The 14,940-nt window shown below is 41.5% G+C and carries 14 protein-coding genes; 12 read left to right on the top strand and 2 right to left on the bottom strand.

Annotated features, from left to right (window positions below; translation table 11 throughout):
- Genes IL355_RS14815 through acs form a run of 4 tightly spaced genes read left to right on the top strand, consistent with a single transcriptional unit; the run spans position 1 to position 5,095 of the window.
- Complete coding sequence (locus IL355_RS14815; protein WP_317175503.1) at positions 1 to 1,080, top strand: anhydro-N-acetylmuramic acid kinase; 1,080 nt, start codon at positions 1 to 3, stop codon at positions 1,078 to 1,080.
- 52 nt (positions 1,081 to 1,132) lie between these two features.
- Positions 1,133 to 1,393, top strand: coding sequence for a DUF4212 domain-containing protein (locus IL355_RS14810; protein WP_192462901.1), 261 nt, complete (start codon positions 1,133 to 1,135; stop codon positions 1,391 to 1,393).
- Between the two features lie 46 nt (positions 1,394 to 1,439).
- Positions 1,440 to 3,152 (top strand): sodium:solute symporter family protein, encoded by a 1,713-nt coding sequence (locus tag IL355_RS14805; RefSeq protein ID WP_192462900.1) that lies wholly within the window; start codon positions 1,440 to 1,442, stop codon positions 3,150 to 3,152.
- 35 nt (positions 3,153 to 3,187) lie between these two features.
- Entirely contained in the window at positions 3,188 to 5,095 is a 1,908-nt protein-coding gene (gene acs, locus IL355_RS14800) for an acetate--CoA ligase (protein WP_192462899.1), read from the top strand.
- Positions 5,096 to 5,151: 56 nt separating this feature from the next.
- On the opposite strand, the gene IL355_RS14795 is transcribed toward acs, so the two are convergent.
- The gene (locus IL355_RS14795; protein WP_192462898.1) at positions 5,152 to 6,369 is read right to left on the bottom strand and encodes a multidrug effflux MFS transporter; all 1,218 of its coding nucleotides are present in this window, start codon (positions 6,367 to 6,369) and stop codon (positions 5,152 to 5,154) included.
- A gap of 109 nt (positions 6,370 to 6,478) precedes the next feature.
- On the opposite strand from IL355_RS14795, the gene udk reads away from it, so the two are divergent.
- The 8 genes from udk to IL355_RS14755 all read left to right on the top strand — a co-directional run bounded on the left by udk (position 6,479) and on the right by IL355_RS14755 (position 13,666).
- Positions 6,479 to 7,087, top strand: coding sequence for a uridine kinase (gene udk, locus IL355_RS14790; RefSeq protein WP_192462897.1), 609 nt, complete (start codon positions 6,479 to 6,481; stop codon positions 7,085 to 7,087).
- A gap of 5 nt (positions 7,088 to 7,092) precedes the next feature.
- The gene (locus tag IL355_RS14785; RefSeq protein WP_192462896.1) at positions 7,093 to 7,425 is read left to right on the top strand and encodes an FtsB family cell division protein; all 333 of its coding nucleotides are present in this window, start codon (positions 7,093 to 7,095) and stop codon (positions 7,423 to 7,425) included.
- Positions 7,426 to 7,578: 153 nt separating this feature from the next.
- A complete protein-coding gene (locus tag IL355_RS14780; RefSeq protein WP_192462895.1) occupies positions 7,579 to 8,352 on the top strand; it encodes a ParA family protein in 774 nt (257 codons plus the stop codon).
- Positions 8,352 to 9,251: a ParB/RepB/Spo0J family partition protein gene (locus tag IL355_RS14775; RefSeq protein ID WP_192462894.1), complete on the top strand. Its 900-nt coding sequence runs from the start codon at positions 8,352 to 8,354 to the stop codon at positions 9,249 to 9,251. The genes IL355_RS14780 and IL355_RS14775 overlap by 1 nt, the downstream gene beginning before the upstream one ends.
- Entirely contained in the window at positions 9,244 to 9,885 is a 642-nt protein-coding gene (locus IL355_RS14770; protein ID WP_317175502.1) for a DUF5683 domain-containing protein, read from the top strand. Before IL355_RS14775 ends, IL355_RS14770 begins: the two co-directional genes overlap by 8 nt.
- Positions 9,886 to 9,990: 105 nt before the next feature.
- Positions 9,991 to 10,692 carry a 4-hydroxy-tetrahydrodipicolinate reductase gene (gene dapB / locus IL355_RS14765; protein ID WP_192462893.1) on the top strand — a complete coding sequence of 234 codons (702 nt, stop codon included), beginning with the start codon at positions 9,991 to 9,993 and terminating at the stop codon, positions 10,690 to 10,692.
- A 65-nt stretch (positions 10,693 to 10,757) separates the two neighbouring features.
- A complete protein-coding gene (gene lepB, locus IL355_RS14760; protein ID WP_192462892.1) occupies positions 10,758 to 12,458 on the top strand; it encodes a signal peptidase I in 1,701 nt (566 codons plus the stop codon).
- A gap of 17 nt (positions 12,459 to 12,475) precedes the next feature.
- A complete protein-coding gene (locus tag IL355_RS14755) occupies positions 12,476 to 13,666 on the top strand; it encodes a molybdopterin molybdotransferase MoeA (protein WP_192462891.1) in 1,191 nt (396 codons plus the stop codon).
- Positions 13,667 to 13,669: 3 nt separating this feature from the next.
- Here the strand turns inward: IL355_RS14755 and IL355_RS14750 are convergent, their stop codons facing one another.
- The gene (locus IL355_RS14750) at positions 13,670 to 14,932 is read right to left on the bottom strand and encodes an amidohydrolase family protein (RefSeq protein ID WP_192462890.1); all 1,263 of its coding nucleotides are present in this window, start codon (positions 14,930 to 14,932) and stop codon (positions 13,670 to 13,672) included.
- Positions 14,933 to 14,940: the final 8 nt, after the last annotated feature.

Here is a 14,940-nt window from a genome sequence, read left to right as displayed (position 1 = left end):
ATGATGAAAACTCACAAGATAATCGGTTTAATGTCAGGCACTTCGCTGGATGGTTTGGATTTGGCGTATTGCATCATTCAAGAAAAAGAAGGAGCTTTTAATTTTGAAATAGCGGAAACCATGAGCATTTCCTATTCCAAGGAAATGAAGGAAAAATTAAAAAACTCCATTTACCTGAAGGCCGATGAACTTCTAGTATTTCATAATGCATATGGTACTTGGCTGGGCGAACAAACCTTGCAATTTATCCAAGATAAGCAGCTAGAAGTTGACGCCATTGCCAGTCACGGGCACACCACTCATCATCAACCTGAAAACGGACTTACTTTTCAAATTGGTTCGGGACAACATTTGGCGAATGCTGCAGGGGTGAAAACGGTCTGTGATTTTCGCACCAATGATATCGCGCTCAACGGCCAGGGAGCCCCGCTTGTACCTATAGGCGATCGATTGTTTTTTGGCGATTATGATTTCTGCCTCAATTTGGGCGGCATCAGCAATGTGTCCTTTGAAAAAAAAGGAAAAAGAATTGCCTATGATATTGGCTTAGCCAACATGATTCTCAACCATATCACCCAAAAGGAAGGTTTGGAGTATGATAAAGGCGGTATGCTCGCTCGTGGCGGAGTGGTCAATGCCAACATGTTGCAACAATTGAACGATTTGGAGTTTTACGGTCTACCCTACCCGAAATCCATCGGTTTTGAATGGTTTGTTGACAAAGTGGTCCCCATTGTAGACCAGACCAATGATAGCATGGCCAATTTACTTTGTACAAGTATTCACCATGTCTGCGAACAGGTAGCCATTCAAATTAAGCAAAATTCAGTGTCCACCGATCAGACCCTTTTTGTTACGGGCGGTGGAGCGCTCAATGATTACTTATTGGAAGTATTACAAGAAAAATTGGGCAGCACCACTAAAGTGGTGGTTCCTGAAAAAAAACTCATCGAATTTAAAGAAGCCCTTGTTTTTGCATTAATGGGCGCTCTACGATTAGAAAACGATATCAACGTTCTTAGTTCGGTCACCGGAGCAAAAAGAGATTCTTCGAGCGGAGTGGTGTTTTTACCGAATTAAAACATTCGAAATCGTTATATTAGTAGCTTACAACTTAAACGCTACTATCTCAATGTCCGACAAACAAAAAAAGGCCAGTGCCTACTGGCGCGAAAACGTTAGATATCTGTTCATTCTTCTGGCAATATGGTTCGCGGTTTCCTATGGCGCAGGCATTATTTTTAAAGATGCCCTCAACCAGATTAAAATGGGAGGCTTTGAATTGGGGTTTTGGTTCGCCCAACAGGGTTCAATTTATGTTTTTGTTGTACTCATTTTCGTCTACGTACGCCTAATGAACTCTTTGGACAAAAAATACGGCTACAACGAATAATTACACCAACCACCTTTTTTGAAAAGGCTAACCAAAAACTTAAACTATGGATGTTCAAACCTGGACGTACCTTCTCGTAGGTATTACATTTACACTATACATTGGCATTGCCATTTGGTCAAGAGCCGGTTCCACAAATGACTTTTATGTAGCAGGTGGAGGCGTTTCTCCCCTTGCGAACGGAATGGCCACCGCAGCTGATTGGATGTCCGCCGCATCGTTTATTTCCATGGCCGGAATCATCTCCTTTGCCGGTTATGACGGTTCGGTATACCTTATGGGGTGGACAGGCGGTTATGTGTTATTGGCTCTGCTATTGGCCCCCTATCTGCGTAAGTTTGGGAAGTTCACTGTTCCCGATTTTATTGGCGACCGCTATTATTCCAAAACCGCTCGTATTGTAGCGGTCATCTGTGCCCTAATTGTGTCTTTTACCTACGTTGCCGGGCAAATGCGTGGTGTAGGCGTCGTTTTTTCACGATTTCTAGAAGTAGATATCAATACCGGAGTGATCATTGGTATGGTCATCGTTCTATTTTACGCCGTTTTAGGAGGAATGAAGGGCATCACCTATACTCAAGTAGCACAGTATTGTGTATTGATTTTTGCCTTTATGGTGCCTGCCATCTTTATATCCATTCAAATGACCGGAAATCCCATTCCTCAATTAGGTATGGGATCCCAATTAAATGACGGCTCGGGCATGTACTTATTGGACAAGTTAAACGGACTCTCGACCGAACTAGGTTTTGCCGAATACACCGATGGCAAAAAATCTACAATTGACGTATTCATGATTACATTGGCATTGATGGTGGGTACGGCAGGATTGCCCCATGTGATTGTCCGGTTTTTTACGGTAAAAAGAGTGAAAGACGCTCGAAAATCGGCCGGATTGGCTCTTTTACTAATTGCCATTTTATATACCACCGCCCCTGCAGTTTCTGTTTTTGCCAGAACCAATATGATTAATACGGTGAGCAATAAAGAATATGCCTCCATGCCTCAATGGTTCAAAAATTGGGAAACTACGGGTCTATTGGCATTTGAGGACAAAAACGGGGATGGCAAAATTCAATATGTGGCAGATGCTACCAAAAATGAGTTGACCGTAGACCGTGATATCATGGTATTGGCCAATCCGGAAATCGCGGATTTGCCCCCTTGGGTCATAGCTTTGGTGGCTGCCGGAGGATTGGCGGCTGCCCTTTCTACGGCTGCAGGGTTACTTTTGGTAATTTCCGCATCGGTATCCCATGATTTGATCAAAAAAGTATTTGTCCCCACTATTTCCGAAAAGGGAGAACTTTGGGCCGCGAGAGGCGCTGCTACCGTTGCAGTGGTTATTGCAGGCTATTTTGGCATCAATCCACCCGGGTTTGTAGCTGCGGTTGTCGCCTTGGCATTTGGGTTGGCCGCAGCCTCTTTTTTTCCGGCTATTGTTCTGGGCATATTTTACAAAAAAATGAACAAGGAAGGTGCTATTGCGGGCATGGTCATTGGAATTTCACTGATGATTTTTTACATGCTGAAATTTAAGTTTGGAATTTTCGACGGGGGTAAAGAAGCCGTTGCTTCCCTTGAAAAAGACTGGTGGTTCGGTATTTCACCGGAGGGTTTTGGCAGCGTTGCAATGCTGGTGAATTTTATCATTTCCATCGTCATCATGAAATTCACCCCCCCACCACCGGAAGATGTACAAGAAATAGTAGAAGATATTAGAATACCAAGTGGTGCCGGAGAGGCGTCATCACATTAATTTTTTATTTAATTTTAGAGAAATAGAGCACACGAATGAGTAATTACCACATCAAACACCTAGAAGAGTATTTTCAAGTTTACCGAAAGTCCGTTAGAAATCCGGAAGCATTCTGGGAAGAAATTGCCGAAGAGCATTTTGTCTGGAGAAAAAAATGGAACAATGTTCTTAGTTGGGATTTTTCAAAACCTGAAATAAAGTGGTTTGAAGGCGCAAAATTAAATATAACCGAAAACTGTATCGACCGGCACTTACCAACCCGAGGCGATAAAACGGCTATTTTATTTGAGCCCAATGACCCCAATGAAGAAGCACAGCACATCACTTACCGCGATTTGCACGAAAGAGTCTGTAGAATGGCCAACGTGCTTTTGGACCAAGGTGTAAAAAAAGGAGATAGGGTCTGTATCTACCTACCCATGATTCCAGAGCTCGCAGTGGCCGTTTTGGCCTGCGCACGTATTGGAGCTATACATTCCGTAGTTTTTGCAGGATTCTCCTCTAGTGCGTTGGCCGCAAGAATCAATGATAGTGACTGTAAAATTGTACTTACTTCTGATGGTTCGTACCGCGGATCTAAAACTATTGATTTAAAAGGTATTGTAGATAAGGCGTTGGACAATTGCCCTGGTGTAAAAAGTGTATTGGTCGCCAAAAGAATCAATACCGATATTCCTATGAAAGATGGGCGCGACCATTGGTTGCAACCTCTTTTAGATGAAGCTTACGCGGATTGTGTGGCTGAAATTATGGATGCCGAAGACCCACTTTTTATTCTTTATACTTCCGGGTCTACCGGAAAACCAAAAGGAATGGTACATACCACCGGCGGTTATATGGTTTACTCGGCCTATACATTTAAAAATGTTTTTCAATACCGTGAGGAAGATGTATATTGGTGTACGGCCGATATTGGTTGGATTACAGGACACTCGTATATTGTTTACGGACCCTTGGCCAACGGTGCCACAACCGTCATGTTTGAAGGTGTGCCCTCCTACCCTGATTTTGGAAGATTTTGGGAAGTTGTAGAAAAACACAAGGTCACTCAGTTTTACACCGCACCAACGGCAATCAGGGCTTTGGCAAAAGAAAATCTAGAGTTTATTGATAAATACGACCTATCTTCATTAAAAGTGTTAGGCTCCGTTGGGGAACCCATTAATGAGGAAGCCTGGCACTGGTACAATACCAATGTTGGAAAGAAAAATAGCCCTATTGTCGATACCTGGTGGCAAACCGAAACCGGAGGTATTATGATTACACCTATCCCCTATGTGACACCCACTACTCCTACCTACGCGACCTTGCCCTTTATTGGCATTCAACCAGCTTTAATGGACGAAGAAGGGAAGGAACTAAAAGGAAAACAGGTTTCCGGTAGGCTTTGCATCAAATATCCATGGCCATCAATAGCCAGAACAATCTGGGGAGACCACGATCGCTACCGAGATACGTATTTTTCCGCTTATAAAGACATGTATTTTTCAGGGGATGGCGCCTTTAGGGATGCTGTTGGATATTATCGAATAACAGGTCGCGTAGACGATGTGGTGATTGTTTCAGGTCATAACTTAGGAACGGCTCCTATTGAAGATTCCATTAACGAACATCCGGCCGTGGCGGAAAGTGCCATTGTTGGTTTCCCCCATGATATCAAAGGAAATGCCCTGTATGGTTATGTTATTCTCAAGGAAGTTGGGGAAAGCAGAAACAGGGAAAATCTGGCAAAGGAAATCAATCAACAAATCACAGAACATATTGGCCCTATTGCCAAACTGGACAAAATCCAATTTGTATCTGGATTGCCAAAAACACGAAGTGGTAAAATTATGAGACGTATTTTACGTAAAATCGCCTCTAAGGATACCTCTAACCTAGGTGATACCTCAACCCTTCTTAATCCGGAAGTAGTAGAAGAAATCATCAACGGAGCGCTTTAAATTAACGTGACGAAATAATTCAAAGGTTCTTGTCTTAAAGGCGAGAGCCTTTTTTATTATCCCCTAGAAAATCTCGCAGCGACTTTCTTTTTCGTAACGGCCAACATAATGGCCAAGGAAATAAGTCCGCAAACGGCCAAACCTAAAAACATAGGCCACACACTATCTATCACATACTGACTGATAAAACTGGCGATGGGCACTGCAATCACTGTGGAAACAAAGCCATTAATGGCAGCTCCAATTCCTGCAATATGACCTATGGGTTCCATAGCAATGGATCTAAAATTTCCCCAAAGAAAACCTAAGCAGAAAAATTGTAGCGAAAGAAATGATACCAAAACAAATACCGATGGATTAGGTTGGTTCCAGAAAACCAAAACGTATAACAGCGCAATAGCACAAAAGGCGGTCAAGGCCATAAGCGCCAACCGTCGCATTCCAAAACGCATGACCAGTGTCCCGTTTAATAGTGTAGACAGCCCAATGGAAACCGCCAATCCCGCAAAAATATAGGGAAAGGATTCTACCAGACCATATTGTTCCTCAAATACCTGTTGAGAACCGCTTAGGTAGACCAAAAAAGCCCCGGTAATAAATCCGGAAGTAAAGGTAAATGCAACGGTCTCCCGGTATTTGATAAATTCCAAGGTCCCGTTTTTAAAAACTTTTAAAGAAAACGGAATTTTATAAATAGGTTTTAGGGTTTCCGGTTGTCGTTTCCAGAACCAAATACAAATAATTACTGCAAAAAACAGCTGCACATAAAATATGGCCTGCCAGTTAAAAGCATCCATAATCCACTTTCCGGTAGCGGGTGCAATTACAGGAACCAATATAAAAAAGGCCGTTACAAAAGACATGATTCGGGCCATATAATCCCCTTTGTAAGTATCCCTTATGATTGAAATTGCGATACTTCGGGGTGCCGAAAGACCTACTCCCTGAATCATTCTTCCTATGATCATAATGGTCAAATTGGGCGCCAACAAACAAACAGCGCTACCCAAGGCAAAAAGTATGAAACCAGCATATACAATGGGTTTTCTTCCGTAACTATCAGAAAGCGGACCGAAAAAGAGTTGACCAATGCCCAATCCCAAAAAAATCATGGTAATAAGCATCTGGTTATCAGTGGCATCAAAACTGTTGATGGATTCACCTACCTGAGATAATGCCGGCAAAAGAGCATCTAGGGCCAATGCCACAATGGACATCAAGGATGCCATTAACGCAATGAACTCAAAATTAGGTTTTACATTCTCATTTTGCATGGTACAAAATTAGGCATATAAGTATGAAGCATGAGCATGCCAACAACGTTTTACAGAATTGTACCCATTTGCACTTCAAATATGTATTTTTGTCAAAAAATTACTTGGAATGCTGATTATAGGGATTGCTGGAGGAACCGGTTGTGGAAAAACCACAGTGGTCAATCAAATTATAGATGAACTACCCGAAGGGGAAGTGGGCGTTATTTCACAAGATTCTTACTATAACGACTTGTCCCACTTACCATTGGAAGAACGGAGAAAGACCAATTTTGACCACCCCCATTCCATTGATTTTGAACTATTGGAAAAACATTTGGTAAAACTTAAAAACGGGCATTCGGTGAAGCAACCTGTGTATTCGTTTCTAGAATGCAATCGTACGGACAAAACCGTACCGGTTCACCCAACCAAGGTCTTAATTGTGGAGGGCATCTTGATTTTAACCAATTCCCGATTACGAAAAATGATGGACATTAAGATTTTTGTTCATGCTGATTCTGACGAACGCCTCATTAGACGATTAAAACGCGATGTAAATGAACGCGGCTGGAATTTAGATGAAACCTTAGAAAAATACCAAAGTAGTATTAAGCCAATGCATATTCAATTTATTGAACCCAGTAAAGAATATGCAGACATCATCATACCCAATAACAAATACAATACCGTGGCCATAGACATTGTAAAAACAATTATCAATGAGAAATTAACCTAGTTTAAATGGGCCTTAAAGAATTAAGACAAAAGAAATGGTTTAGCCTGCTTACCAATGTGTACATCTTGGTAGCAACGGTTTTTGTTATATGGATGCTTTTTTTTGATACCAATTCCTTGTTGATTCACCTAGAGCTCAAAAAAGAAATCAACAAGCTTGAAAAACAACAGGAATTCCTGAAGCAAGAGATTGCAAAGGACAAGAAAATACTGGAAAAACTGTCCGATCCTGATGAATTGGAAAAATTTGCCCGGGAAAAATATTATCTAAAGAAAAAAAACGAGGAAATTTACCTAATTGAGTATGAAGATAGTTTACAAGTAAAAAACGAAGAGTAACGTTTTAATCAACTCCAGGACTGTACTTCATCGAATATCTTTTTACTTAACCAACTTTAACGCAAAATACCTCGGTTATTCACCTTGTGTTAACAAAATGGTTTCAATCACATTGTAAATAATCGTATTTTTACCCTCTAACAATCACGAATAATGGGCAAGATAATTGCTATAGCAAACCAGAAAGGCGGAGTGGGTAAAACCACTACTACCGTTAACTTAGCGGCCTCCCTTGGGGTGTTGGAAAAAAAGGTTCTTCTTATTGATGCAGACCCTCAGGCCAACGCTACCTCGGGCTTAGGAATTGATGTGGAAGAGGTTGAATTGGGAACTTACCAGCTCTTGGAATTGACCCAAAAAGCAGAGGAAACCATCATAAAAACGGATTCTCCTAATCTTGACTTGATACCGGCACATATAGATTTGGTTGCCATTGAAATTGAGCTTGTGGACAAGGACGACCGGGAATATATGATGAAAAAGGCCATTTCCGAACTTCGTGATACCTATGATTATATTTTAATAGATTGTGCTCCTTCCTTAGGGCTATTGACCTTAAATGCCTTAACGGCAGCAGATTCAGTAATTATTCCTATTCAGTGCGAATATTTTGCTTTGGAAGGTTTGGGCAAATTATTGAATACGATCAAGAGTGTACAGAAAGTACACAACCCCAACTTAGATATTGAAGGTATGCTATTGACCATGTACGACCAACGCTTACGGTTATCCAACCAAGTAGTAGAGGAAGTTCGTAAACATTTTGCAGACATGGTTTTTGATACTATTATTCAAAGAAATGTACGTTTGAGCGAAGCCCCAAGTTATGGGGAGAGCATTATAAAGTATGATGCCAGTAGTAAGGGAGCTACCAATTATCTCAACTTGGCCAATGAAGTGGTCAAGAAAAATAAAGAAATAGCTTAATGGCGAGAGCAACAAAGAAACAAGCATTGGGCCGTGGACTTTCGGCTTTATTGAAAGACCCGGACAACGATATTAAATCTGCATCGGACAAAAATGCCGATAAAGTAGTGGGCAACATTGTAGAATTGGATGTTGAAGCCATTGAGGTCAATCCATTTCAACCACGTTCCAACTTCAATGACGAGGCATTACAAGAATTGGCCATTTCCATTAGGGAGCTAGGCGTTATCCAACCTATTACCGTAAGAAAACTAGATTTTAACAAATACCAGCTAGTATCCGGTGAGCGCAGGTACCGCGCCTCTAAATTAATCGGACTTGAGACCATTCCCGCATACATTCGTATAGCCAACGACCAAGAATCCTTGGAAATGGCCTTGGTGGAAAATATTCAGCGCCAAGATTTAGACCCCATTGAAATTGCATTGTCCTACCAACGTCTTATGGACGAAATTGAACTTACCCAAGAAAAATTGAGTGAGCGTGTTGGTAAAAAAAGGTCTACCATCACCAATTATTTAAGGCTTCTACGTTTAGACCCAATTATCCAAACCGGTATGAGAGACGGTTTTCTAAGTATGGGACATGGCAGGGCATTGGTTAATATTGAAAAGAAATCTGACCAAATTGCTCTTTACGAAAAAATTGTTGGTGAGAACCTAAGTGTACGCGAAACAGAAAAAAGAGTAAAGGAATACCGTTCCGGGCCAGAAGATACCAAAGGCAAAAAAACAAAACGCGTTCCGGACTTTGTTAAAAAAGGAGCAGACACCTTTACGGACCGTTTATCCGTAAAAGTTGCCGTTTCTGCAACAGATAAAGGCAAAGGCAAAATAACCATACCATTTCACTCCGAAGAAGAATTCAAAAGAATCAAAAAATTGATACTTGGTGAATAAATCCATAATGATATGGTTCTTATGGGCATTGGTTGTTTGCAGCACATTTGCCCAAGAACAAGAGACACCTACAAAAGAAATAGATTCCCTTCAAACCTCTATGAAAGAAGAGGGTATCGTGGTTGTAGATACTGTAAAAACCAAAAAGAATAGGTCCATAAATCCTTTGGCGCCCAGTAAAGCTGCATTTTACTCCGCAGTCTTACCCGGTCTGGGTCAGGTATACAACAAACGTTACTGGAAAGTTCCTTTAGTCTATGGCGCTATTGGTGCAGCCGTATATGGATACACGTGGAATGATAGTAGGTATGATCGTTTTCGGACAGCTTTCAAAAGAAGACAGGCCGGTTTTACAGACGATGAATTTTATGACCTAAATGGTGATGGCTCCGGTCCAGATTTGGAAACGGACGACCTTCAGAGCCAACAAGAACGATATCAAAGAGATCGCGATTTACTCTTATTGGTTTCTGTAGCACTATATGCCCTCAATATTGTTGATGCCAACGTAGATGCACATTTAAAGCAATTTAATGTAGATGACGACCTTAGTTTTGATATGCAACCTTACATTGACCTAGACCCCGTAGCCAATGTACCGCATTACGGCATGACAATGACTATTAAATTTTAGGGGTAATGGCGTCCACTTTGCACAAAAACTTACAATTAGCCTATAAAATGGGTTTCAAACCTTATTTTTGGGCCATTCAATAAAAATTTTAATACTACATCAACGGTGAATATAGCACTCTTCGGATACGGAAAAATGGGAAAAATGATAGAGCAAATTGCTCTTGACAGAGGCCATAAAATTGTTGCAAAAATTGAGGTAGACACGAAAGAAATCGATTTTTCTCAAATGGATGTTGCCATCGATTTTAGCATGCCCAGTGCCGCTTACGAAAATATTACCAAATGTTTTGAGCACAAGGTTCCCGTAATTTCAGGCACTACCGGTTGGCTTGATAAATTTGAGGAGGCCAAGAAAATATGTACCGATAATGACAGTGCGTTTATTTACGCTTCCAACTTCAGTCTGGGAGTGAACATTTTCTTTGAGCTCAATCAATATTTAGCTAAAATGATGAAGTCCTTGGACCAGTATAAAGTGTCCATGGAAGAAATTCATCACACCCGAAAATTGGATGAACCCAGTGGTACGGCCATTACTTTGGCGGAGGGCATCATAAACAACAGTGATTACAAAGGTTGGAAATTGGAAAATGCCGCAGAAAACGAAATTCCCATTACCGCCAAAAGAATAGGAATGACTCCCGGTACACATTCTATAGATTATACGAGCAAGGTAGATTCCATTGAAATAAAGCATACGGCCCACAACAGGGAAGGCTTTGCATTGGGAGCCGTTATTGCTGCGGAATGGATCAAGGGAAAAAAAGGCATTTTCACCATGAAAGATGTGTTAAACCTAGGTTAAGCTGTTATTGATTATCCAAAGAAAGAACTTATTTGCGTTAAACCAATCGATATAATACTCTCAAAATGAACGCTACACAGTGGTTACTATTTATTCTGATCGTTCAGGTTATTCATTTTTTAGGCACGTGGAAATTGTATGTAAAAGCCGGTAGAAAGGCTTGGGAAGCAGCAGTTCCCGTATACAATGCCATCGTTCTGATGAAAATTATCAATAGGCCTACTTGGTGGACGGTCTTGCTGTTCATTCCTATTATCAATCTTTTAATGTTCCCCATCATCTGGATCGAGACCATTAGAAGTTTTGGCAGAAATAGCACGGCTGAAACGTGGATCGTGATATTAACCCTTGGTTTTTACATCTATTATGTAAATTATGCCCTTGATGTAAAATTCATTGAAAACCGAAGTTTACACCCTACCACTGCCATGGGAGAATGGGTAAGCTCCATAGCTTTTGCGGTTATAGCCGCTACCTTGGTACATACTTATTTTATTCAGCCCTACGTGATACCTACTCCTTCTTTGGAGCGTACGTTACGTGTGGGAGACCTCTTATTCGTAAGCAAGTTTCATTATGGGGCACGAACGCCCATGACCACTGTGGCCGCACCTATGGTTCATGATACATTACCTATCGTTAGAACCAAATCATACCTTAAAAAACCCCAATTACCGTATTTTAGGCTACCTGGGTTTACAAAGGTTGATAGAAACGATATTGTGGTCTTTAGTTGGCCTGCAGATACCGTTCGCCAATTTTTCAGGAAAGAAGCTGGAGTAGACAAACCCATCGACAAGAAATCAAATTACGTTAAACGTTGCGTTGGTATACCTGGTGATTCCCTTGAAATTATTGATGGTTACGTTTATATAGACGGTAAACAGTTGCAATTATCGGATCGTGCCAAACCGCAATATGATTATACAGTTTATGCCAACAAAGGGGTTTCTTCTAAATTACTGCAAGAAATTGGGGTCATGGATTTTCAGCGGAAATATCTCACCGGAGCTATCAATCAGACTCAATTTGATGCTATTAGAAAGTACCTTATCGGTTCTGACCGTACTACGGATGGGAAAATTGCCCTGTACACCAAAGCTAGCGGTATTCCTGTCAATGTTATTAGAAGTCAAGGCTTGGCCATGACCGAAGAAACACCTAGGGAACGTATTGCGGCCCTTACCGATGAAATGGTCGCTGAACTAAAAAAGAACAACTCCATTGATTCCGTAGTAAAAGAATTGGATGAAAAAGGAGTGGCGGGCTATAACAATTTCCCACAGAACCCAATGTACCCTTGGAATTACGACCAAATGGGTCCTATTTATATTCCAGAGGAAGGGGCAACGATTAAACTCGATTTAAAATCGCTTCCCCTTTACAAAAAAATCATTACAGAGTATGAAGGCAACACCTTGAGTGTTTCCGGCAATCAAATTAAGGTGAACGGCCAAGTAACCGATTCTTACACTTTTCAGCAAGATTATTATTGGATGATGGGTGATAACCGGGATCATTCAGAAGATAGCCGTGCTTGGGGGTATGTTCCCGAAAATCACATTGTGGGGACACCTATTTTTATTTGGATGAGCGTTGATAATTTCAATGAGGGAATTTTTAATTGGAAGCCCCGTTGGGACCGAATTTTTACAACGGTTAATGGAGAAGGTGAACCCGTGTCCTACTTCAAATATTTTATCATCGCCTTGGTCGCTTACTTTGTAGGTAGCTGGCTGTGGAAGCGTAAAAAATCAAATGCCTAATCGCATATTCCCAGATTATGATTTCTTTTGAGGAAGCGTTTGAAAAGGTTCTGAGCCATACCATCGAGTTAGGCACAGAAACCCTTCCCCTGCTCTCTTCTACCCATAGAATTTTGGCAGAAGACATTATGGCTGATAGGGATTTTCCTCCTTTTAATCGATCTACCAAAGATGGTATTGCCATTAATTACAGGGCCATTGAAGAGGGAATTACCGAGTTTCCTGTACAGGGAGTGCTGAGTGCCGGCCTGTCCCAACAACGATTGGAGAACGCCTCTCATTGTTTGGAAATAATGACCGGAGCCGTTCTACCCCACGATGCGGACACAATTATCATGTACGAGGAGACCGAAATTTCAAACGGCATCGCCAAGATCACCTCCACCCCCAAAAAAGGGCAGAACATCCATTCGCAAGGGAGTGATATTGAAAAAGGGGAAGTCATCCTAAAAAAAGGGACCCAAATTACTTCGGCCGTGATAGGGGTTTTGGCATCGGTGGGCAAGCATCAGGTACTGGTTCAAAAAGCTCCCAGAATCTGTGTAATTTCTACCGGAAACGAACTTGTGGAAGTACATGATACTCCTGAACCGCATCAAATTAGAAAATCGAACGTAATTTCACTTTCCGCTGCCTTATCCAACCAAAGGATAGCACATGAGTTGGTACATCTTCCCGATGTTAAAGAAGCCATAGAAAGCAAGCTAAAACAAGTTTTAGAGGATTTTGATGTGTTGATGTTAAGCGGTGGTGTTTCCAAAGGAAAATTTGATTACATCCCAGAAGTATTGAATAGTTTGGGTGTGGAAAAGATTTTTCACCGGGTAGCTCAAAGACCGGGAAAGCCGTTTTGGTTTGGTCGCCATGAAAAATCAGGCAGCGTGGTATTTTCATTCCCAGGAAATCCCGTTTCTACATTTGCTAATTATCACGTCTATTTTCTGTCGTGGCTCAAGGTTGTGAATGGGGATATTTCTACCCATATAGAAGTGACCTTGCAAGAAGAAGTGAATCCGCACCCTACATTGACCTTATTTTTACAGGTACAAACCCACTGGAAAGGCTCAAAACTGCATGCCCGTTTAATAAAAGGCAATGGCTCGGGTGATTTGGTCAATTTAGCCCAAGCCCACGGATTTATAAAAGTACCTACAGGAGAAAAAGTCTTCGAAAAAGGACAAACCTTTACATTTTTCCCTGCAAGTTAATTGCTACTTGCCTTCGTATTTTTCCGAATACCGTTTCCAAAGTTCCGTTTGATGGGTTTCTAAAGAGACTTCCCGTCCATCAATAAATGCGTGAATCAATCGGTTGCCCTTCATATCCAATGCATCGCCTTCGGAGATAAATAAAGTAGCACTTTTACCTTTTTCAAGCGTACCAAAGTCCTTATCAATACCCAAAATTTTGGCCGTATTACCGGTAATCAACTGCAAAGCTTGCTCTTTACTCAAACCATGAACTACGGTTTGCCCCGCAAAAAAGGGCAAATTCCTTGTCTGAAAATTGGAAGTTTCCGAATTCTGGAGCCCCACAAGAAGCCCTGCTTCCACCAAAATTCCCGGTAATTTATAGGGCAAGTCATAATCCTCATCATCAGAATGGGGCAACATATGCGTATGCCTTACCAACACAGGAATCTCGTTCAATTTTAAAAAATCAATGGTTTTGTAGGCCTCATATCCACCCACCAGAACAATATCCTTTACGCCGTTTTCTTTCAAAACTTTTACTCCATCCAAAATCTCCTTTTCGCCACTGGCGTTTAAATAAAGTTTTTGCCCCCCTTTAAAAATCCCTTGCATGGACTCAAAAGCGGGGTTTAGCTCTTTGGTATCAGCTTTTCCGTAAGCCAAGGAGTTCTTCAGAAATTCTTTAACCTCAGCTATTTGATTTGAGTAATTTTCGTTTGGCTTGCCACGATGGTAGCTAGAAGGCCAATTTAAGTGGATGCCATCATCTGCTTTTACTGCGGCATCTTCCCAATTCCAAGCATCAAATTGAACAATGGAGGAAGTACCGGAAATTCGCCCCCCCTGAGGCGTAATTTGGCCAAGAAGAATACCATTGGGCCTCATACTTTCCACCACTTTTGATTCGGCATTATAGGCAATCAAGCTTCTTATATGGGGAATCATTTCTCCAATCTCATCCTGGTCCCTACTGGCTCTCACTGCATCGATTTCTACCAATCCTAAAGATGTGCTAGGCGCGATAAATCCAGGGTAGACGTGTTTTCCATCGCCCTTTATTTTTCTTCCCCTTCGAGCAATTTTAGTCATGGCACTTCCAACAAAGGTCAGCTTGCCTTCTTGAAACATAATTAGGGAGTTTTCTACAACCTCCCCATTGCCCAGATGTGCGGTAGCCCCTTCTATATAAACCGCCTCGTTTTGCTTATCACCCGGCGTTTGTTGCGCTACCGTAAATTGAACTACCAGTAGAGCAACCCATATTGTTATTCCTAATTTCATATCCTTTA

It is taken from the genome of Euzebyella saccharophila (assembly GCF_014855495.1).
GTDB classification, from domain to species: Bacteria; Bacteroidota; Bacteroidia; order Flavobacteriales; family Flavobacteriaceae; genus Euzebyella; species Euzebyella saccharophila.
Note: the sequence above shows the minus strand (reverse complement) of the source record. Positions and strands in the feature narration are given on the sequence as shown.